Source organism: Aeromicrobium sp. Root472D3 (genome assembly GCF_001426485.1).
Classification (GTDB): domain Bacteria; phylum Actinomycetota; class Actinomycetes; order Propionibacteriales; family Nocardioidaceae; genus Aeromicrobium.
On the sequence record NZ_LMET01000001.1, the window covers coordinates 2,533,305 to 2,552,094 of the forward strand.

General features: G+C 71.0%; 17 protein-coding genes. 4 read left to right on the forward strand and 13 right to left on the reverse strand.

Annotated features, from left to right (window positions below; all coding sequences use genetic code 11):
- Positions 1 to 5 precede the first annotated feature (5 nt).
- Positions 6 to 1,052, forward strand: a complete 1,047-nt coding sequence (locus ASD10_RS12510; protein WP_056608903.1) for a zinc-dependent alcohol dehydrogenase family protein — start codon at positions 6 to 8, stop codon at positions 1,050 to 1,052.
- On the opposite strand, the gene ASD10_RS12515 is transcribed toward ASD10_RS12510, so the two are convergent.
- The 4 genes from ASD10_RS12515 to ASD10_RS12530 form a co-directional block, all read right to left on the reverse strand.
- The gene (locus ASD10_RS12515) at positions 1,030 to 1,362 is read right to left on the reverse strand and encodes a DUF952 domain-containing protein (RefSeq protein WP_056608905.1); all 333 of its coding nucleotides are present in this window, start codon (positions 1,360 to 1,362) and stop codon (positions 1,030 to 1,032) included. The two genes, ASD10_RS12510 and ASD10_RS12515, sit on opposite strands and share 23 nt — an antisense overlap.
- 10 nt (positions 1,363 to 1,372) lie before the next feature.
- A complete protein-coding gene (locus ASD10_RS12520; RefSeq protein ID WP_056608907.1) occupies positions 1,373 to 1,822 on the reverse strand; it encodes a MarR family winged helix-turn-helix transcriptional regulator in 450 nt (149 codons plus the stop codon).
- A gap of 80 nt (positions 1,823 to 1,902) precedes the next feature.
- Positions 1,903 to 3,120 carry an acyl-CoA dehydrogenase family protein gene (locus ASD10_RS12525; RefSeq protein WP_056608909.1) on the reverse strand — a complete coding sequence of 406 codons (1,218 nt, stop codon included), beginning with the start codon at positions 3,118 to 3,120 and terminating at the stop codon, positions 1,903 to 1,905.
- Between the two features lie 13 nt (positions 3,121 to 3,133).
- Positions 3,134 to 4,453 carry an acyl-CoA dehydrogenase family protein gene (locus ASD10_RS12530; RefSeq protein WP_235501856.1) on the reverse strand — a complete coding sequence of 440 codons (1,320 nt, stop codon included), beginning with the start codon at positions 4,451 to 4,453 and terminating at the stop codon, positions 3,134 to 3,136.
- Positions 4,454 to 4,639: 186 nt separating this feature from the next.
- On the opposite strand from ASD10_RS12530, the gene def reads away from it, so the two are divergent.
- Positions 4,640 to 5,269, forward strand: coding sequence for a peptide deformylase (gene def / locus ASD10_RS12535; RefSeq protein ID WP_082556181.1), 630 nt, complete (start codon positions 4,640 to 4,642; stop codon positions 5,267 to 5,269).
- Between the two features lie 98 nt (positions 5,270 to 5,367).
- On the forward strand, positions 5,368 to 6,255 hold the full coding sequence (locus tag ASD10_RS12540) for a DUF5343 domain-containing protein (RefSeq protein WP_056608913.1): 888 nt from the start codon (positions 5,368 to 5,370) through the stop codon (positions 6,253 to 6,255).
- Here ASD10_RS12540 and ASD10_RS12545 read toward each other — a convergent pair.
- Positions 6,242 to 7,045 (reverse strand): RNA methyltransferase, encoded by an 804-nt coding sequence (locus ASD10_RS12545; RefSeq protein ID WP_056608915.1) that lies wholly within the window; start codon positions 7,043 to 7,045, stop codon positions 6,242 to 6,244. The genes ASD10_RS12540 and ASD10_RS12545 overlap by 14 nt on opposite strands.
- A gap of 18 nt (positions 7,046 to 7,063) precedes the next feature.
- Here ASD10_RS12545 and ASD10_RS12550 point away from each other — a divergent pair, with 18 nt between their 5' ends.
- The gene (locus tag ASD10_RS12550; protein ID WP_056608917.1) at positions 7,064 to 7,591 is read left to right on the forward strand and encodes a YbhB/YbcL family Raf kinase inhibitor-like protein; all 528 of its coding nucleotides are present in this window, start codon (positions 7,064 to 7,066) and stop codon (positions 7,589 to 7,591) included.
- Positions 7,592 to 7,661: 70 nt separating this feature from the next.
- Here ASD10_RS12550 and ASD10_RS12555 read toward each other — a convergent pair whose 3' ends face one another.
- The 8 genes from ASD10_RS12555 to pstC all read right to left on the reverse strand — a co-directional run bounded on the left by ASD10_RS12555 (position 7,662) and on the right by pstC (position 18,770).
- Positions 7,662 to 8,462 carry a lytic transglycosylase domain-containing protein gene (locus ASD10_RS12555; RefSeq protein ID WP_056608918.1) on the reverse strand — a complete coding sequence of 267 codons (801 nt, stop codon included), beginning with the start codon at positions 8,460 to 8,462 and terminating at the stop codon, positions 7,662 to 7,664.
- Between the two features lie 28 nt (positions 8,463 to 8,490).
- Entirely contained in the window at positions 8,491 to 9,342 is an 852-nt protein-coding gene (locus ASD10_RS12560) for a phosphate ABC transporter ATP-binding protein (RefSeq protein WP_056608921.1), read from the reverse strand.
- 135 nt (positions 9,343 to 9,477) lie between these two features.
- Positions 9,478 to 11,364 (reverse strand): Ig-like domain repeat protein, encoded by a 1,887-nt coding sequence (locus ASD10_RS12565; RefSeq protein ID WP_082556182.1) that lies wholly within the window; start codon positions 11,362 to 11,364, stop codon positions 9,478 to 9,480.
- Between the two features lie 138 nt (positions 11,365 to 11,502).
- On the reverse strand, positions 11,503 to 12,420 hold the full coding sequence (locus tag ASD10_RS12570) for a sortase domain-bontaining protein (RefSeq protein WP_157432583.1): 918 nt from the start codon (positions 12,418 to 12,420) through the stop codon (positions 11,503 to 11,505).
- Entirely contained in the window at positions 12,417 to 14,954 is a 2,538-nt protein-coding gene (locus ASD10_RS12575; RefSeq protein ID WP_056608926.1) for a hypothetical protein, read from the reverse strand. Before ASD10_RS12575 ends, ASD10_RS12570 begins: the two co-directional genes overlap by 4 nt.
- A complete protein-coding gene (locus ASD10_RS12580; protein ID WP_235501857.1) occupies positions 14,951 to 16,600 on the reverse strand; it encodes a substrate-binding domain-containing protein in 1,650 nt (549 codons plus the stop codon). Before ASD10_RS12580 ends, ASD10_RS12575 begins: the two co-directional genes overlap by 4 nt.
- Complete coding sequence (pstA, locus tag ASD10_RS12585) at positions 16,597 to 17,757, reverse strand: phosphate ABC transporter permease PstA (RefSeq protein ID WP_082556183.1); 1,161 nt, start codon at positions 17,755 to 17,757, stop codon at positions 16,597 to 16,599. Before pstA ends, ASD10_RS12580 begins: the two co-directional genes overlap by 4 nt.
- Positions 17,757 to 18,770: a phosphate ABC transporter permease subunit PstC gene (gene pstC, locus ASD10_RS12590; protein ID WP_235501859.1), complete on the reverse strand. Its 1,014-nt coding sequence runs from the start codon at positions 18,768 to 18,770 to the stop codon at positions 17,757 to 17,759. The genes pstA and pstC overlap by 1 nt, the downstream gene beginning before the upstream one ends.
- Between the last annotated feature and the right edge of the window lie 20 nt (positions 18,771 to 18,790).

Sequence of the window (18,790 nt, forward strand, 5' to 3'; positions counted from 1 at the left end):
GACGCATGCGCGCCACCGTCCTCCACGCCCCCCGCGACATCCGCCTCGACGACGTCGCGGCCCCCCAGCTGCAGCTCGACACCGATGCCGTCGTGCGGGTCGTCGCCTCGTGCATCTGCGGCTCCGACCTCTGGCCGTACCGCGGCATCAACGCGGTCGGCGAGCCCGCCCGCATCGGGCACGAGTTCGTCGGCGTCGTCGAGCAGGTCGGCGCCTCCGTCTCGACGGTCACACCCGGCGACTTCGTCATCGCGCCCTTCACGTTCTCCGACAACACGTGCCTGCTGTGCGAGCGGGGCGTCCACACGTCGTGCACCAACGGCGGCTTCTGGGGCACCACCGACAAGCAGGGCCACGCCGTCGACGGCGGTCAGGGCGAGATCGTCCGCGTGCCGTGGGCCGACGGGACGCTCGTCGCGACCCCGTCGCAGCCCAGCCAGGCGATGGTCGCGCAGCTGCTGACGCTGTCGGACGTCTTCCCGACGGGCCACCACGCAGCGGTCTCGGCGGGCGTCACGGCGGGCAGCACCGTCGCGGTCGTCGGCGACGGTGCCGTCGGCCTCAGCGCGGTGCTGGCGGCCAAGCGGCTCGGTGCCGGACGCATCGTCGCGATGTCCCGCCACGAGGACCGCCAGCGGCTCGCCCGCGGCTTCGGGGCCGACGAGATCGTCGCCGAACGCGGCAAGGAGGGCGCGGGCGCCGTCCGCGAGATCCTCGACGGCATCGGCGCCGACTTCGTGCTCGAGTGCGTCGGCACCGCCGACAGCATGAAGCAGGCGATGCTCTCGGCACGTCCCGGTGGCCGCATCGGCTACGTCGGCGTGCCGCACGACGTCGTGCTCAACGTCCCCCAGATGTTCGGCCGCAACATCGGCCTGGCCGGGGGCGTGGCACCCGTCCGCGCCTACATCGAGGAGCTGCTGCCCGACGTGCTCGACGGCACCGTGACGCCCGGCGACGTGTTCGACCTGACGGTGCCGCTCGACCAGGTCGCCGACGGCTACCGCGCGATGGACGAGCGCACGGCCGTCAAGACGATGCTGAGCCTCTGACGTAGGGCTCGGCCGAGACGACCGCGTCGAGGTTGACGGGCCCGTACACGTGCGGGAACGGCAGGGGCTGGCCCGGGACGTCGTCGAGCTGCCACGGGGACGTCAGCAGGTCGGTGTCGATCGTCAGCAGCACGACGGGCTCGGTGACACCGCCGTAGAAGCGCTCGTGCACGCCGTCGACCTGTTCGGGCTGCGAGCAGTGGATGAATCCGACGTCGTCGAGGTCGAGGCCCAGCGTCGACACGCGGTACTCGCCCGCCTCGAGGGCGTCGGCCCAGGCGTCGTGCAGGGCGAGGTGGAGGATGCGCACGGTCGCCGGCTCAGAAGTCGCGCTCGGCGCGGTCGTTGAGCCGGGTCAGGCTGCGGGCGAACGAGGCGACCTCGTCGGGCGTCCAGTCGTCGATCAGCGTCACGAGCCGCTCGTGGCTCATGCGCCGGTAGGCGCCGACCCGCTCGACCGCGACGGGCTCGGCGACCAGCAGCTGGGCGCGTCCGTCGTCGGGATCGGGGACCCGCGAGACCAGCCCGAGGCGCTCGAGCGTCGCGACCGACCGGCTGGCGGTCGACTTGTGCACGCCGAGGTCCTCCGCGAGCTCGGACCCGCGGATGCCGTCGGGCGCGTCGACGATCGCGAGCAGGAACGTGAAGTTGCCGTAGTCGAGCTTGGGGTGGATGTCGACGAGGTGTCGCAGCGTGCGCTTGCGGACACGGCGGACGAAGCGGGTCAGCTCGACGTCGACGTCCAGGCCGGCGGGGAGTTCATTCGTCATGGCTGAACCCTATAGAACGGCCGGGCACCCCCTCGTGCGAGAGGGGATGCCCGGCAGAGAACGTGTCTCGCTCGCCGGGCCTAGCGCAGCTCGGACGAGCTGAGGTTCAGCAGGCGACGGGCCACGATGAGCTGCTGGATCTGCTGCGTGCCCTCGAAGATGTCGAGGATCTTGGAGTCGCGCGACCACTTCTCGATCAGCTCGTTCTCGCTGTAGCCCAGCGTGCCCGCCAGCTCGACGCAGCGCAGCGTGATGTCGTTGCCGACGCGCCCCGCCTTGGCCTTGGCCATCGAGGCCTCCATCGAGTTGGGCTTGCGGTTGTCGGCCAGCCAGGCGGCCTCGAGCGTCAGCAGCAGCGCTGCCTCCCAGTCGGCCTCCATCGCGATGAACGTCGCGGCGGCGTACGACTGGGTCTGCGCGGGACGGTCGTAGTCGATCTCGACCCCGGCCTCCTCGAGCAGCTCACGGGTGTCCTCGAGCGCAGCGCGGGCGCAGCCGACGGCCATGCCGGCCACCAGCGGGCGTGTGTTGTCGAAGGTCGCCATCGCACCGGCGAAGCCCTGCTTGGTGTCGATCTCTGGGTTGCCCAGCAGGTTCTCGGCGGGCACCCGGCAGTTGTCGAGGACGATGACCGCGGTGTCGGACGCGCGGATGCCGAGCTTGTGCTCGAGCCGCTCGACCCGGATGCCCGGCAGGCTCTTGGGCACCAGGAACGACTTGATCGCCGCACGACCGAGCTTCTTGTCGAGCGTCGCCCACACGACGACGGAGTCGGCGCGCTCGCCGGACGTCACGTAGATCTTCTCGCCGTTCAGGACGTAGGCGTCGCCGTCCTTGACCGCCGTCGTGACGATGTTCGCCGAGTCGGAGCCCGTGCCCGGCTCGGTGATGGCCATCGCGGCCCACGTGCCCTTGAAGCGCTCGAGCTGCTCGTCGTTGGCGACCGAGGCGATCGCCGAGTTGCCGAGGCCCTGGCGGGGCATCGAGAGCAGCAGGCCCACGTCGGCCCAGCACATCTCGATGATCGACAGCACCGACGACATGTTGGTGCCGTTCCTGACCTTGCCGGCCTTGGCGCCGTCGTCCTCGTCGCGGCGGACGCCGGCCGCGCCGGCCCCCTGTCCCTGGCCGGAGTCGCCCATGCCGTCGACGAGCGAGGCCAGCAGGTCGAGCTCCTTGGGGTAAGCGTGCTCGGCGAGGTCGTACTTGCGCGAGTTGGCGCGCAGGAACTCGTCGGCGACCTGGTGGGCCTGCTTGATGAACGGGCGGAACTTGCGGGGGGTCTCGAGATTGATCATGGTGTGTCCGCCCTCAGACGAGGACTGCTCCTTCCATCAGGCCGACGGCTCGCAGGTCGCGATACCACCGCTCCACCGGGTGCTCCTTGACGAAGCCGTGACCACCGAGCAGCTGGACGCCGTCGGTGCCGATCTTCATGCCGTACTCCGACGCCAGGCGCCGGGCGAGCGCCACCTCACGGGAGAAGTCGAGGCCCTGCTCGGCCCGCGAGGCGGCCTTCAGCGTCACGAGCCGCATGCCCTCGAGCTCGATCGCGATGTTGGCGACCATGAACGCGACGGCCTGGCGGTGGGCGATCGGCTCGCCGAAGGCCGTGCGGGTCTTGACGTACTCCGACACGTAGTCGAGCACGGCGCGTCCCGTGCCCAGGGCCAGACCGGCCCAGGCCAGACGCGACAGTCGGATGCACTCGCGGTAGTCGTCCGCGGCACCCTCACCGAGCACGGCGTCCGCGGGCACCTGGACGTCGTCCAGGACGAGCCGGCTGAGACCGGCCGCCCGCAGACCCATGCTCGGATCGGCTTCGATGGTGACCCCCGGGGTGCTCGACTCGACGAGCACGAGGGTCGGGCCGCTGCCCTCGAGGTCGACCGCGACCACGAAGAGCTCGGCCTCGCTGCCCCGCACGACGGCCGACTTGACGCCGTTGATCGTCAGCCCACCTCCCTCGGCGCGGACGGCGGTGGTCCGCAGGTCGAAGGGGTCGAACAGCGCGCGCGGCTCGGCGACGGCCAGCGCGGACGCCGGCACGTCGTCGCCGGAGAAGGCGGGCAGGTACGTCTGCTGCTGGGCGTCGGAGCCCCACAGCGAGATCGCGGTCGCGACGGCGGCGGGAGCCAGGCACGCGACGGCCTGGCCCATGTCGCCCTCGGCGAGCGCCTCGGCGACCAGGACGCCCGTGACGGCCGAGCGGTCCTCGGACAGGCCTCCCAGGCTCTCGGGGATGTTGAGCAGCGTCAGGCCGAACTCGCTGGTCTGGGCCAGCACCTCCTTGGAGGTGTCGTCGGACGACTCGGCGTCGCCCGCGGCGGGACGCAGCACCTCGGCGGCGAACTCCTTGACGACGCCGACGATCATCTGCTGGTCCTCGGTCGGCTCGAGGTCGAACACGCCGCTGTCGGACGTGCGCGCGAGGCGGGCGGGCTTGCCGCCGCCCTTGACGCGCTTGAACGCGCGGGTCGTGGCGCCGGCCACGCGGAAGCCACCCTTGGCGCCCTCGTACACGGCACGTTCGGTGGTCTTGCGAAGTTTGAGCTTGTCGATGGTCGGCGAGCTGGCGATGCGGTTGAGGACCGCCAGGCCGATGCCCATGGGATCGCGACGAGTGGCCACAAGGACTCCTAGATGACTGCGGTGCTGCGACGACGGTGCGACGTGGTGACGCCCCGGACCAAATGTAACTGAGAGTTACGCCTTCGGTCACGCATCGTATCCGACCTCACATGCGGGGACCAGGGGCGCGCGCCGCGGACGCCGTCGATAGCCTTGGGACGACCCGATCACGAGGAGCGCCGGAACGTGCCCAGCAGCGCCGATTCATCCCGTTCGACCAGCCCGAGCCAGTCACGCCCCCTGCCCGGCGGCGGCTCGGTCCGGCCGATCACCCGGTGGGGCACCCCCGTCATGCACCGCGAGCTCGCCGACGTCACGCAGTTCGACGACGAGCTGCGCACGCTGGTGGCCGACATGGTCGCCACGATGTACGCCGCGCGCGGCGTCGGGCTGGCCGCCAACCAGGTCGGCGTCGACCTGAAGGTGTTCGTGTTCGACTGCCCCGACGACGACGACGTGCAGGTCACGGGCGTCGTGTGCAACCCCGTGCTCGTGCTGCCCGAGGGCCGCGACCGCAACCTCGAGGACGCCGACGAGGGCTGCCTGTCGCTCCCGGGAGCCTTCACGGGCTGCGCGCGCCCCGACGTCGCCCGCGTGACGGGCCTCGACGAGAACGGCGAGCCGGTCGCGTTCGAGGGCACCGGCCTGCTGGCCCGCTGCCTGCAGCACGAGACCGACCACCTGCACGGCACGGTCTTCGGCGACCGCGTCCCCGAGCGGGCCCGCAAGAAGCTCTACAAGCAGCACGCCGAGCTGGCCGACGGCTACCCCGACGACTGGCCCGTCACGATCCTGCTCGACGAGGACGACGAGTAGGCCTCGCGCACCCACCCTTCCCGATCCGTGTCGTTGCGCGCCGGATGAGCCGTCCGGGCGCTAGCGTGAGTCCACACCGACCAGATCGAGGAGCGTCAATGTCCGGCATGCCGTACGTCCGCGACGCCCGTGACGTCCGGCGCGTCCTGCGCCTCGTCGAGCGGGGCACGATGCCCTCGACCGTCACGGCCCGGCACCTCGTCGCCAACGGCATCCCCCAGGACGACGCCGACTGCGTCCGCGAGCTGCTCGAGTCGCTCGAGTTCGTCACCGCGGCCGGCGTGCCGACGTCGGTGTGGGTCGGCTACCGCGAGTCCGACGACCGCTCCAGCGTGCTGGCCGAGGCCCTGCGCACGGCCTACGGACCGTTGCTCGACGCCGCCGACGACGACGCGCGCGCCCGGGTCATCGCGCAGGTCGGCGACGTCAGGCCCGAGGACGTCCCGTCGGTGCTCTCGACGTTCACGGCGCTGTGCGAGCTGTCGGACGACGGCACCGACTCCCCCGTCGCGGCGACCGCGCGGCAGCGACGCGCCGTCGTCAGCCACATCAGCCGCCTGCTGCAGACGTCGATCGCCGAGTTCGAGACCGCGCGGGTGTGCCTGCAGCACGACCTGACCCGTCCCGCGATCGTGTCGGCCTGGAACAGCCTCGCGGCGCTGGCGTTCGCCCACCTCGCCGACGACGACTTCGCGATCCTGCGCACGTCCGGGCGACGGGCCGGGCTCGGCGCCGACGAGCTCATGCGCCGTGTCGACGGCGCCGAGCTCATCGAGCTGCTGGTCGTGGCCGAGCGGGTCGGCGGCGACGACCGCGTCGTGCTCGAGCGCCTGCTGGCCGAGCGCGACGAGTGCGCCCACCCCGTGCCGCCGGCGCCCGACCGCGACCAGACGGCGGCCTACCTCAACGCCGTCCTCGCGCAGGCCTCGCAGCTGACCGAGCACCCGCTGGCCCACCACGGTCCCGGCGACGTCAGCGACGCCTGAGCTCCCAGCACGCCACGGCGACCGACGACGCGACGTTGAGCGAGTCGATGTCGGCCGCCATCGGGATCGTGACCCGGTGGTCGGCCTGCTCCTCCCAGTGCGACGACAGCCCGTGGCCCTCGGAGCCGACGATCACCGCGAGTCGCTCGACGTCGCGGGGCACCTCGTCGATCGGGACCGAGTCGTCGGCCAGGGTCATCGCGTACGTCGTGTAGCCCGCCTCGCGCAGCAGGTCGGGTGCGGAATACCAGTCGTCGACCCGCGCGTAGGGCAACCAGAACACCGAGCCCATCGACACCTTGATCGCGCGACGGTACAGCGGGTCGGCGCAGCGCGGCGACAGCAGGACGGCGTCGAAACCCAGCGCCGCGACGCTGCGGAAGATCGCGCCGACGTTGGTGTGGTCGGCCAGGTCCTCGACCACCACGACGCGACGGGCGGCGTCGAGCACCTCGCGGGGCGACGGAAGGTCGGGACGTTCGAGGGCCGCCAGCGAGCCGCGGTGCACGTGGAAGCCCGTCAGCCGCTCGATCGAGGCGTCGTCGAGCACGAAGCACGGTGCGTCGGACGCGTCGAGGACGTCGGCGAGCCCGTCGAGCCACCGCGGTGACATCAGGAACGAGCGAGGGCGGTGACCCGACTCGACCGCGCGGCGCACGACCTTCTCGCCCTCGGCGAGGAACAGCCCGCGCTCGGACTCGAGGCGCAGGCGCAGCTGCACGTCGCGCAGATCGGTGTAGTCGCGCAGCCGCGGGTCGTCGAGGTCGTCGAGTCGTACGATCTGGGCCACCGGGCTAGCGTAGATGTCATGAGCCTCGACCGACCCGTCACACCCGATCCGTACGAGCTGCTGCCCTCCGTGGCGAGCTTCACCGTCACCAGCAATGACGTCACCGACGGCCAGCCGCTGAAGGACGACCAGGTCGCCGACCACGGCAACACCTCGCCGCAGCTGTCGTGGAGCGGTGCGCCCGAGGGCACCAAGTCGTTCGTCGTGACGTGCTTCGACCCCGACGCCCCCACGCCGTCGGGCTTCTGGCACTGGGTGGCCGTCGACGTCCCGGCCGACGTCACCGAGCTGGCGACGGGCGCGGGTGCGTCGGACGACTCGCTGCCCGGCGCGGCCTTCCACGTCCGCAACGACGGCGGATCGCTCGACTTCACGGGCGCCGCTCCCCCGCAGGGCGACCAGGTGCACCGCTACTACTTCGTCGTCCACGCGGTCGGCGAGGAGACGCTCGGCGTCGACGCCTCGGCCTCCCCCGCGGTCGTCAGCTTCAACCTCGCGTTCAAGACGTTGGGCCGCGCGATCGTCCACGGCACCTACGCCCACTGACCGTCGTCCCGCGGACGTCATCACGGTTGCGGCGGATCGCCCACGACCGTGATGACGTCCCGGTCGGCGGTCAGCTGGCGTACGCGTCGGCGTACGCCAGCACGGTGCGCACGTAGTCGTCGGAGTGGTTGTACGAGAAGATCGCCGCCGTCCAGCCTCGGGCGGTGGTGAGGTCGCCGCCGGACGCGCACAGGTAGCGCCCGGCGGCGTACGCCGCGTCGGAGATGTCGGACGGATCGGTGACCCCGTCACCGTCGCCGTCGGACGCCCAGCGCTCCCACGTCGACGGGATGAACTGCATCGGCCCGACCGCGTGGTCCCACGTGGGGTCGCCGTGCCACTCGGTCGTCTCGGGGGTGGCGCGGATCGCGGCGTTGCCGTCGGTGCCGTCGAGCGCCGGGCCGACGATCGGCTGCGACGTGCGCCCGTCGGTCAGCAGGTAGGCCCCGCCGTCGGTGCCGTGCAGCGACTCGACCCCTCCGATGCCGGCCAGCGTCGTCCAGCCGAGCCGGCAGGCCGGCTGCTCCGACGACAGGCGAAGCGCCGCGGAGCCGTACGCCTGCACCGCGACCTCACCGATGCCGGTGCGCTGCGACGTCGCGCGCACCCAGTCGCCCGAGACCTGCGAGCCGCTGGACGGCGGAGTGATCGCGGCGGCCTCGGGCACGACGGGCTGGAGCGGCTGGGCCGCTGCGGTGGCCGTGTCGGTGGCCGCCGGGACGCCGGCCGCCGGGACGCCGGCCGCGTCGACGGGCGGCTCGGCCGTGAAGGCCGACGCCGCTGCCATCCCGACCGCGACCATGACGCACAGGGCGACGGCGATCAGCAGCGCCTCGCCGACGCCGAAGCCGCGACGCACCTGATCAGCCACGCCCCCATCCTCGGCCCTCGTGCCTCGCTCAGCCAAACCGGCCGTTGACGTAGTCGGACGTGCGCGGGTCCTGCGGGCTGCCGAACATCGCCTCGGTGTCGCCGTGCTCGACGATGACGCCGGGCGTGCCCTGGGCGGCCAGGAAGAACGCGCACTGCGACGACACGCGCGCGGCCTGCTGCATGTTGTGCGTGACGATCACGATCGTGACCTCCTGCGCGAGCTCGAGCATCGTCTCCTCGATGACGCGGGTCGACGTCGGGTCGAGGGCCGAGCACGGCTCGTCCATCAGCAGGACGCGCGGCTTGATCGCGAGCGACCGGGCGATGCACAGACGCTGCTGCTGGCCGCCCGACAGGCCACCGCCGGGGGCGTCGAGACGGTCCTTGACCTCCTTCCAGAGGCCGCCCTTGGTCAGGCACGACTCGACGAGCTCCTCGCGGGCGTCCTTGTCGATGCGGGTACCGGTCAGCTTGAGGCCGGCCAGCACGTTCTCCTCGATCGACATCGCCGGGAACGGGTTGGGCTTCTGGAACACCATGCCGATCGAGCGGCGGGCGTCGGTGAGCTTGCGCGACGGGTCGTAGATGTCCTGACCGTCGAGCAGCACCTCGCCGGCGAGCGAGGCCGACGGGATCAGCTCGTGCATGCGGTTGAGGATGCGCAGGAACGTCGACTTGCCGCAGCCGGACGGTCCGATCAGCGACGTCACCCTGCCGGCCGGCATCGTCAGCGAGACGCGGTCGAGCACCTTGTGGGTGCCGAACCAGGCGGAGACGCCGTCGGCCCGGATCTCGGCGAGCCCGCCCGTCGGCGCGACGGCGGGGACGATCTGGGTGGGGTCCTCCGGGGCGTGGCCCTCGTCAGTGATCACGGTCATGGTGGTGGCCCTTCTGGGTGGTGCGGAGCGATGGCAGTGCTGGAGGGATGGTGCGGGAGGCGCGGAGCCGGCCCCGCGTCCGAGAGGACGCGGAGCCGGCGACGTGGTGCGGTGCTGCGGCGTGGAGCAAGGTGCCTACTTCGTGACCTTCAGCTTCAGCGTCTTCGACGTCGAGCCGTTGACGTTCGAGCCGCCGGCGAAGACCGCCTTGACCTTGTAGGAGCCCTTCTTGAGCTTCTTCACCGTGATCGTGGCCTTGCCGTTCTTGACGGTGCCGGTGCCGACGGTCTTGCTGCCGACCTTCAGCGTGACCTTGCCGCTGACCGAGCCGGGGGCCTTGACGGTCACCGTGGCCTTGGCCTTCTTGCTCGCCTTGACCTTCTTGGCGAGCTTCAGCGACGTGGCCGACGAGGCCTTCGCGACCGACAGCGACGTCGCCGTGGACGACGCCGAGGTGCTGCTGTCGCCGCTGTACGCGACCGTCACCGTGTACGAGCCGGCAGCCAGCGTCGAGGGCACGGCGACCGTGGCGGCGCCACCGGAGACGGCGACGGTCGAGACCGCACCGCCGGCGTTGACCGTGACGGTTCCGCCGGCGGCGGCAGCGCCGTCAGCCGTGACCCGCACGGGGATGCTGGCGCCCTGGCCGAAGGTCGTGCTGACCGCACCGGCCGAGACGGCCGAGGTCTTCAGCACCGTGGCCTCAGCCTTGTTGGACGACGACGCGACGTACGACGCGGGCGACGACGGCGTGAAGGCCGCCGAGTACACGTGCGTGCCGGACGTCGTGGCGGGCAGCGTGATCGTCGCGGTGCCGCTGATGACGGTCGTCTTGCCACCGACCTGCTTGGTCGTGTCGCCGACGACCTCCGAGAAGACCACCGATCCGCCCGGCAGGTCGCCGGAGGCCGAGACCGACGCCGTCAGCTTGACGGACTTGTCGTTCTGCGCGACGGCCGACAGCACCGTGGTGCTCTGCTTGGCCGCGGCGTTGGTTTTCAGGTTCGTGACGTCGGCGGTGCCGAAGGTGCCGCAGACGCCGCCGTTGGCGGACGTCGCGAGCTGGTCGAAGCCCGCGGCCTCGATCAGCGGCTTCGCGGCGGTGCTGCACAGGAATCCGTCGGAGCCGAACGCCGAGGCGATCAGCGTGCCCTTGGAGCCGGCGCGGTCGGCCTGGCGCACGACGTTGTAGATCGCGCGCTGCGCCGCGAACGAGCCCTCGGCCGTGAGCGTCGTGACCGTGGTCGAGCCCTTGGCGCGAGCGGTCGAGAACGGCGCGATCGCGTTGGGGTTGCCCTTGACGTCGACGTCGCTGTGCTCCTGCGTGTTCTGGACGGCACTGCCCAGGGCCACGTCGTTGCCGCCGTTGGCGGCCTTGAGCTGCGCGACGAAGAACGAGCGCGTGCCCGATCCCGACTGAGGGATCAGCGGGACGATCGCGGCGGACGGCGCCGGGCCGGCGTAGCCCGGGATGTCGCTCCACTTCTTGTACGAGCCGTCGTAGATCTTGACCATCGTGGCGGCCGAGATCGACGCGGGGGCGTTGGTGCCGGTCGACGAGACCGCCAGGCGCAGGCCGTCGACGGCGAAGGCCGCCTGCTGCAGGTTGCCGGAGATCTCGGCGGCGCTCAGGGTCGACGACGACCGGGCGAAGTCGAGGTCGGCGTTGTTGTTGGCACCGTAGAGGAGCGTCTTGCCCGCACCGGAGCCGTTGGGACGCGTGATGGCCGCGCCGCCCTTCAGCGAGACGGTCGCCGGGTCGGTGCCGGCGGCGAACGACGCCAGACGACCGGTGGACTTGCCGGCGTTGAAGCCGTCGATGCCGTTGTGACCCTTCGTCAGGTAGTCGAGGACGATCTCCGACGTGTCGGACCCGGCTCCCGCGAGATCGCCCGACGTGGGCGTGAAGGTGGGGTCGTAGATCGTGGGAGCTGCGCTGGCCGACGTGGCCAGTCCTGCGGTCAGGCCGGTGGTGGCGACGACTGCGCCCACCACGGCCAGGGAGACTCGCTGACGAATCATTCCGGTGTGTCCTTTTCTTGAACGTCCTGGGCAGCCGGGGTGCTGTCCCACGAGAAAACTAGACGCGCGACGGCAGCCTCCGTGGCGTTTGAGATGAACGCCGGGTGTCCATTGCAGGGCCACTTGGATTCCCTGCAATCACAGCAGATTCGGCAGCAGATACGTCGTCAGGTCGGCACTCGTCCAGGCCAGCGCGACGACGATCGGGGCGCCGATCAGCCACGTCCTCGCGGCGCCGAACCGGCGTCTCGCGACGAGCACCCCGACCGTCGCGAGGGCCAACGCCCCGAGGCTCAGGGCGAGTGCCGGCATGACGCTCCGATCGGCCGCCATGGCGACCTCGGAGGGGGCGATCGCGTTGAGCCGACCCGGCGGGGCGGTGAACGTCTCCCCCGTCGACGTCGCGTCGACGTAGACGACGTCGCCCGGGGTGAGGGCCGACGAGCCGTCGGACGTGACCATCGTGATGCGCGACGACGTGCCGCTCGGTGCCGCGGGCATCGCGTCGCCGGCACGGCGCACCGACCCGAGCGTGTAGGTCGCGGTCCCCTGGCCCGTCACGACCGTCATCGTCGCTCCCTCGGCGTCCGACAGGATCGGCGCGAACGGACGTCCGAAGGTGCTCGATCGACCGTAGACCAGCGAGACGCCCGCCTGACCGGGCAGGACGGTGTCGCGGCGGTGGCCCGGCCCGTCGAGCAGCGTGCCGGCCGAGGTGCCCTCGGTGACGACCTGCTCCCAGCCGAGCGACGGGATACTCATGACGGCGACCGGGGCACCCGGCGCGATGATGCCGCCGGTGGGCGCGGTGGCGGCCGCGAGCTGGCCTCGGAACTCGTCGTACAACCGGTCCTGCGCACGCCCCTGCTCGATCCCGCCGAGCACCATGAGCTGAGCCAGGAACCAGGCGACGACGACGGCGAGCACCGTCAGCGAGGTGCTGACGATCGACACGGTGTCGGAGACGGGCTCCGCGGTCGGCGGCACCTCCTTGACCAGTGGCCACATCTGGGCAGGGCGCGAGAACCGGCGGCGACCGCCGAGCACGGCGGTCATCGGCGCCTCCTCCACTCGGCGACCAGACGCGTCCCGGGGCCGCCCAGTCCGGCGAGGAGCAGCAGCGCCACCAGCACGGGCAGCAGCGACTGCGCGGGGCGCGAGCTGTTCGACGCCGTCGCGATGACGTCGGTCGTCGGCGTCGTCGTGGCCGCCGGCGTCGCGGTCGCGGCATCGGGAGCATCGGGCACCTCGGCCCCGGAGGCGGGAGCCGAGCCGCCTGCCGCCGGAGCGCCCTTCGTCGGGGTGGACGTCGTCGGCGCGGCCTTCGGCTCCTTCTGGGCCTCGATCAGCGACGCGACCTTCTGGGCCTGCGCGTACAGGGCCGACGTGGCGCCCTTCTTGGTGATGGGGACGAAGCCGTCCGGCAGACGGCCGTTGCCCGATCCGCGCACCTGACCCTCGGACGTCGCGATGCGGATGAACGAGGCCACGGTCTTGGCGTCTGCCGCGTCGAGCCCTCTCAGCTTCGCGACGGTGTAGACGATCATGGCGCCCGGGTAGGCACCCTTGGTCTTGCGGATCGTCGCCTGCGAGAGCGCGAACGCCTTGCGGACGCCATCGGCCTTGGCGACCTTCACGGCCGCGGCGATGCTCGCGTCGGACGGGGCGACGAACTGACGGGCGGCGCCCGATCCGGTGCGCAGCGCCGCCGTCCGCAGGCCGTACCGCTCCGCGTCGCCGAGGCTCACGATGCCGAGCATGAATCGGGACCCCACTCCCTGGCGGTCGATGCGACCGAACTTGCACGGATCGCTCGACGACGAGCGCTCGGCGCGCGTCTGGACGTTCGGCCAGCCGTCGAGGACGGCCTGCGCGATCTTGGAGATGCTCGTGACCGGAGCCGCGATCTGCGTCAGGTACGGCGTCGTGTTCTGCTGCTGGCACTCCTGCTGCGAGGTCGGCACGAACGTGTCGAGCAGCGGGACCGACGACACCGGGAGCTTGAGGTTCTTGTACGACGGGTTGACGACCATCCCCCAGGGGTCGGCCTTGCCCGCCATGAACGCCTTCGCGTCGGGGTCGTCCCGGATGTACGACGTGAGGCTCGTCAGGACGTCCGACGACTCCGACAGCGACAGGACGGTCGCCGCCGCCTCACGCGCGATCGAGTCGAGACCGGGGTTGAGCTGCTGGAACTCGGGGTCCTGGTTCATCGACAGCGGGTTCTTCTCCATGCCCGGGTGCTGCTGGCCCCGTGTCGAGCCGGCGTACGACTGGCTCAGCAGCTTCGCGAGGAGCCGCGGCGTGAGGTTGAGCGTCGAGCGCTCCCCCTTGTTGTCGGGCTCGTCGACGATGAACGCGATCGCGAACCCCGTGACGGCCGTCGGGGCGTAGCCGATCGGCTCGTCGCCGTCGGCCTCCCGCGTGCCCGACACGAAGGCGGCGGGCGCCGTGCCGTTCTCGACGAGCGTGAACGCCGGCTCGTCGCCCATCCGGTTGTGCTGGAACTTGAAGCGCTTCGTGTTGAGGCAGTACGCCGGAGCCCACTGCAGCGAGGCCTGGCTCATCAGCTCCGAGCCATAGAACGCGGTCGGTGCGCGGCTGTCGAGCACGTCACACGCATCGGGCGGCAGTCCGAACGTGATCGGGACGGTGATGCGATTGCGCCAGTTCGACGCGCTCCACCAGTACACGGGCGACACGGCGGCGTCGACGCCCTCGGATGCGAAGTTGCTGGCACCCGGGCGGAACCGGCCCGTCGCCTGGCACTGCGTGTTGCCGTCGACGCAGCTGATGCCCATGATCGGGACGGCCACGATCGAGCACGGCGTCGCCGTGGTGCAGCCCAGCGACTCGTTCTCCGTCGCGGAGCGCACCTCGTAGTTGACCGAGCCGTTGCCGTCGGTGTCGGTGAACGCCGCGACCTCGGCGGGCGGGAAGGCAGCGCCCACCGCGGCCTCCGGTGGCATCGTCTCGGAGTTGCAGGCCGAGTAGACCTTGCCGTTGGCGGCGACGAACGGCGTCAGGTGCGTCGAGTCGGACGGCACGTCCTGGCATGCCTCGGGGATCGGGTCGAGGCCCGTCTTGAGGGCACGCTCCTCCTCCGTGGCGTGCAGGTCGTGGCGCCAGACCGCGTCGGACCCGTCGATCGACTGCGACCGCTGCTGGCGCGTCGACGTCCAGCACGTCGTCGGGTCGAGCTGCTGGGCCTTCGGCAGCGACGGGTCGTCGCGACCGCGGCACTGCATGATGACCATCGGGTACTCCTGCTTGAGCCCGTTCTCGCCGTAGGGGTCGGAGGCGCGCCCGCCGCTGGGGTGCGCCCCCGTCCACGAGATCGCGACCCGCTCCCGTCCGCGGAGGTTGAGCGTGTGGTCGACCTTCAGCGTGACGTCGCGCGAGTCGATCGTCTCGACGGCTCCGTCGTCCTGCGTGAGCTGCCGGGTCACGGTCTTGCTCTGGCTGAACGCGCCGACCTCGTCGGTGCCGTCGGCCGAGGCGCTGCCGTCGCCGGTGGCGACCATCGCCACGACCAGCACGAGACCGAGGACCAGCGAGACGATCTCGCGGGGGCGGATGAGGGTCGTCATGACCAGGCTCCCTGCTTGCGCCGCGCGCGACGCTTGAAGTAGACCGCGCCCACGCCGGGCGCGAGGATGATCGCGATGAGCTCGAGCGCCGCCAGGGCGCCGAAGACCTTGGTGTCGCCGGCCCGTCCGGCGACCAGCTCGGTCGGCACCGCCACGGCTGTCTCGCCGGACGCGGTGGTCGCGGTGTCGGTCGTCGTGGTGGCCACGCCCGTCTCGGGGTCGACCGCGGCCGGAGCGTCACCGGCAGCGGGTGCCGCGTCGACCGGCGTGCCGCCCGCCGAGGCCGCCGCACCCGGCTTGGCCGCCGCCTCGGGCGTCGTCGGGGCCGTGCCGGTCGCCGTGCCGCACGGCCCGGCACCGACCTTGTCGCACGCCGGCGGCTGAGGGGCGATCTGCGCGAGCTTGTTCTTCGACAGGTCACCCGCGACGAAGGTCGGGTTGTTGCACTTGGTGACGTCGCGGTCCTTGACGTCGACCGCCGGATCGGCCGTCGACAGCTTCTTGAGCTGGTCGAAACCGGCCTGCACCAGGTTGAGGGGCAGCGGCGAGTAGCCGTAGGGCCCGGCCTTGCTCTGCCCCTGGCACAGCGAGTAGAACATGAAGTCCGTCAGCGTCTGGCGCTTCGACGTCGTCATGCGCTGGTCCTTCGCGCCGGTCGGCAGCAGCATGTACGAGTACGACGACAGCGGGTACGCCCGCGGATCGGTCGAGGTGTAGACGCCGTCGAGGATCGACGTCAGGTAGGCCTGCGAGCTCGGGTCGTTGTTGATCTTGGCCTTGGTCAGCGCCACCGCGACGTTGTACTGCGTCGGCTCGACGAAGTAGCCCGCCTTGTTGAGCAGCTTGACGACGGGGTACTTCTTGTTGACCGGGTACGAGTACTCGACGTAGCCGATCGTCCCGTTGCCCTGCTTGCTCGAGATCGTGTTCATGACCTGGTCGGAGCCGGCGGCGCCGATCATCTTGCTGCCCGACTTCTTGGGGTAGTACGACGTGAGGCCGGTCTTGCCGAAGTAGGGCTGCCAGATGCTCGGGAACTGCTTGTCGAGCCATGCCGTGAACTGAGCTGTGGTGCCCGATCCGTCCGAGCGGACGACCGGGACGATCGTGAGGCTCGGCAGCTTGCGGCCGTTGTTGTCCTTCGTGATCGCCGGGTCGTTCCAGTTGGTGATCTTGTTGGTGAAGATCTTGGCGATCGTGTCGCCCGACAGGCGCAGGTCCTTGACGGGCTTGCCGCCGACCTGCACCTGGTACGTGAACGCCGTGCCGCCGGCGACGATCGGCATGTAGGCGAACTCGCGGTTGCCGGCCGTGTCGACGGCCCCGAACTCGTCCTTGCCCTGGTACGGGATCTCGGTGATGCCGAAGTCCGTGACGTTGGACGCGAAGTCCTTGCGGCCCTGCGACGAGCCGGCACCGTTGTAGGTGATCTTCATGCCGTTGGCGTCGACGTCGGAGATCCACTGGGCGACGATGCCCTGCGACCACGTCGACCCCGACCCCTCGATCTGGGTGTAGGCGGCCTGGGCCGGGTTGGCCGTCACGATCATGAGGGACGACGAGAGCACGGCCACGAGGCCGGCGAGTGCCGCCTTGGCGCGCCGTGACGACGGACGGCGCGAGAGGACGTTCAGGTGGGTGTTCAACGGGATCCCTTTCGGGGACGGGCCAGCAGACGAGCGGTGACGAACAGGACGAGGACGATGGCGAGCAGGATCGCGGCGGCCCCGTAGGCCCGCTCGATGTAGATGGGCTCGCCGCTGCGGACGGTCGAGAAGATGAACAGCGGCAGCGAGTTCATGACGCCGTCGGTGGGGTTGGTGACCATGAACGAGGCCGCGCCGGACGTCAGCAGGACGGGTGACGTCTCACCGATGCCGCGGGCGACGCCGAGGATCACGGCGGTGGCCAGGCCGGGCCGGGCGGTCGGCAGCACGATGTGCCACACCGTGCGCCAGCGTGAGGCGCCCAGGGCGAGGCTCGCCTCGCGCAGGTTGCCGGGCACGACCCGCAGGACGACGTCGGAGGCGCGGGCGATGATCGGCAGCATCATGACGCCGAGCGCCATCGCGGCGGCCAGGCCCGAGCGCGGGACGCCCAGCCCGACGATCAGCGTCGTGTAGATGAACAGGCCGGCCACGATCGACGGCAGGGCCGTCATGGCCTCGACGATCGTGCGGACCACCCGGGCGAACTTCCCGCCGATCTCCGTCATGTAGATCGCCGTCCCGATGCCGAGCGGGATCGCGACGACGATCGCGATGCCGACCTCGATCAGCGAGCCGACGATCGCGTGCGCGACACCGCCCCTGTCGAGGGAGTCGCGCGGCCCGACTCCGGCCATGTCGTCGAAGAAGGTGTTCAGGTGCAGCAGGGGCTTGTACCCCTTCGCGAAGATGAACAGCACGGTCGAGACCAGGGCCAGCCCGACCAGGGCGGCGGCCAGCGTGATGACGGTCGTGACGATCCGGTCGACGACCTCGGGCCGGCCGGCGTCGATCGCGGTGATGACGGTCAGCAGAGCGATGCCCAGCACGATCGTGACGGCGACGAACACCAGCGGCCCGTCCCACGGCATGAGCCGGCCGCAGATCAGCCACGACAGCGCGAGGGCCGCGACCCAGCAGCCGACCAGCTCGAAGCGCTGCTCGGCCGTCGAGCGGCTGAGGGTGCGACGGGCGTGCATCGGGACGGAGTCGGTCGACGACGGCTCGGTGCGCACCGACGTGCGGGCGAGCGGCGACGCCGGCGGCGACGCCGGCTCGGGCGCCAGGGAGGGGCGGGGGTCGAGGTCGATGCTCATCAGGCGTCAGCTCCCTGTCCGGACCGGCTGCGGGCCACGACCATCGCGGCGAGGGTGTTGATGCCGAGCGTGATGAGGAACAGCACGAAGCCGGCCGTCAGCAGCGCCTGCAGCTGCAGCGACGTCGCCTCGCCGAAGCGTCCGGCGATCAGCGCCGAGATCGAGTTGGTGCCGACCTCGAGCGGCTTGACCTTGAGGTCGAACGACGGCGAGATGATCAGGACGACGGCGATGGTCTCGCCGAGCGCCCGGCCGAGGCCCAGCATCGTCCCGCCGATGATGCCGCCCTTGCCGAACGGCAGCACGACGGTGCGCACGACGCCCCAGTGCGTCGCGCCGAGCGCGAAGGCCGCCTCGCGCTCGCCGGGAGGCGCCTGCGAGAACACCTGCTGCATCACGGCGCACGCCATCGGGACGACCATCATCGCCACCGCGATGCCCGCGACGAAGGCCGACGCCGTGTAGCGCGTCTGCTCCCACACCGCGGCGTTCGGGTCGGCGTCGACGCGGAAGAACGGGATCCAGCCGAGGTGCTGGTGCAGCCACAGCGCGAAGGCGCTGGCGTGCGGCTGGATCAGCGTGAAGCCCCAGAGGCCGTAGATGATGCTGGGCACGGCGGCCATGAGGTCGACCAGCGACACCAGGGTCGCCTTGATGCGCGCGGGGGCGTACTCGGCGATGTAGAGCGCCGTCAGCACCGACAGCGGGAACGCGAACGTCAGCGCGACCGCGGCGATCGTGAACGTGCCCACCAGCACCGCACCGATGCCCAGGATGTCGGCCTCGGGCTGCCACTGCGTCTCGGTCAGGAAGCCGAGGCCGTACCGGCCGAACGTCGGGATGGCCGAGAAGGCCAGGAACAGGCCGATGCCGGCGGTGATCGCCAGGACGGTCGCGGCGATCGCGCGCGAGCCGAGGACGAACGCACGGTCCGATCCGGACTCGTCGATCCACAGATCGCGCGGCTCGTCCTCCTCCAGCTCGGGCAGGGAGGAGCGCAGGGTCGTGCTCACAGACGGGGCTCATTTCGCGA

Excerpts from the sequence above, each read along its gene's own strand:
- ASD10_RS12510 (WP_056608903.1), top strand. The coding sequence starts at position 6 with ATGCGCGCCACCGTCCTCCACGCCCCCCGCGACATCCGCCTCGACGAC.
- ASD10_RS12520 (WP_056608907.1), bottom strand. The coding sequence starts at position 1,822 with ATGACGAATGAACTCCCCGCCGGCCTGGACGTCGACGTCGAGCTGACC.
- ASD10_RS12525 (WP_056608909.1), bottom strand. The coding sequence starts at position 3,120 with ATGATCAATCTCGAGACCCCCCGCAAGTTCCGCCCGTTCATCAAGCAG.
- ASD10_RS12540 (WP_056608913.1), top strand. The coding sequence starts at position 5,368 with ATGTCCGGCATGCCGTACGTCCGCGACGCCCGTGACGTCCGGCGCGTC.
- ASD10_RS12550 (WP_056608917.1), top strand. The coding sequence starts at position 7,064 with ATGAGCCTCGACCGACCCGTCACACCCGATCCGTACGAGCTGCTGCCC.
- ASD10_RS12560 (WP_056608921.1), bottom strand. The coding sequence starts at position 9,342 with ATGACCGTGATCACTGACGAGGGCCACGCCCCGGAGGACCCCACCCAG.
- ASD10_RS12565 (WP_082556182.1), bottom strand. The coding sequence starts at position 11,364 with ATGATTCGTCAGCGAGTCTCCCTGGCCGTGGTGGGCGCAGTCGTCGCC.
- ASD10_RS12570 (WP_157432583.1), bottom strand. The coding sequence starts at position 12,420 with ATGACCGCCGTGCTCGGCGGTCGCCGCCGGTTCTCGCGCCCTGCCCAG.
- ASD10_RS12575 (WP_056608926.1), bottom strand. The coding sequence starts at position 14,954 with ATGACGACCCTCATCCGCCCCCGCGAGATCGTCTCGCTGGTCCTCGGT.
- pstA (WP_082556183.1), bottom strand. The coding sequence starts at position 17,757 with ATGAGCATCGACCTCGACCCCCGCCCCTCCCTGGCGCCCGAGCCGGCG.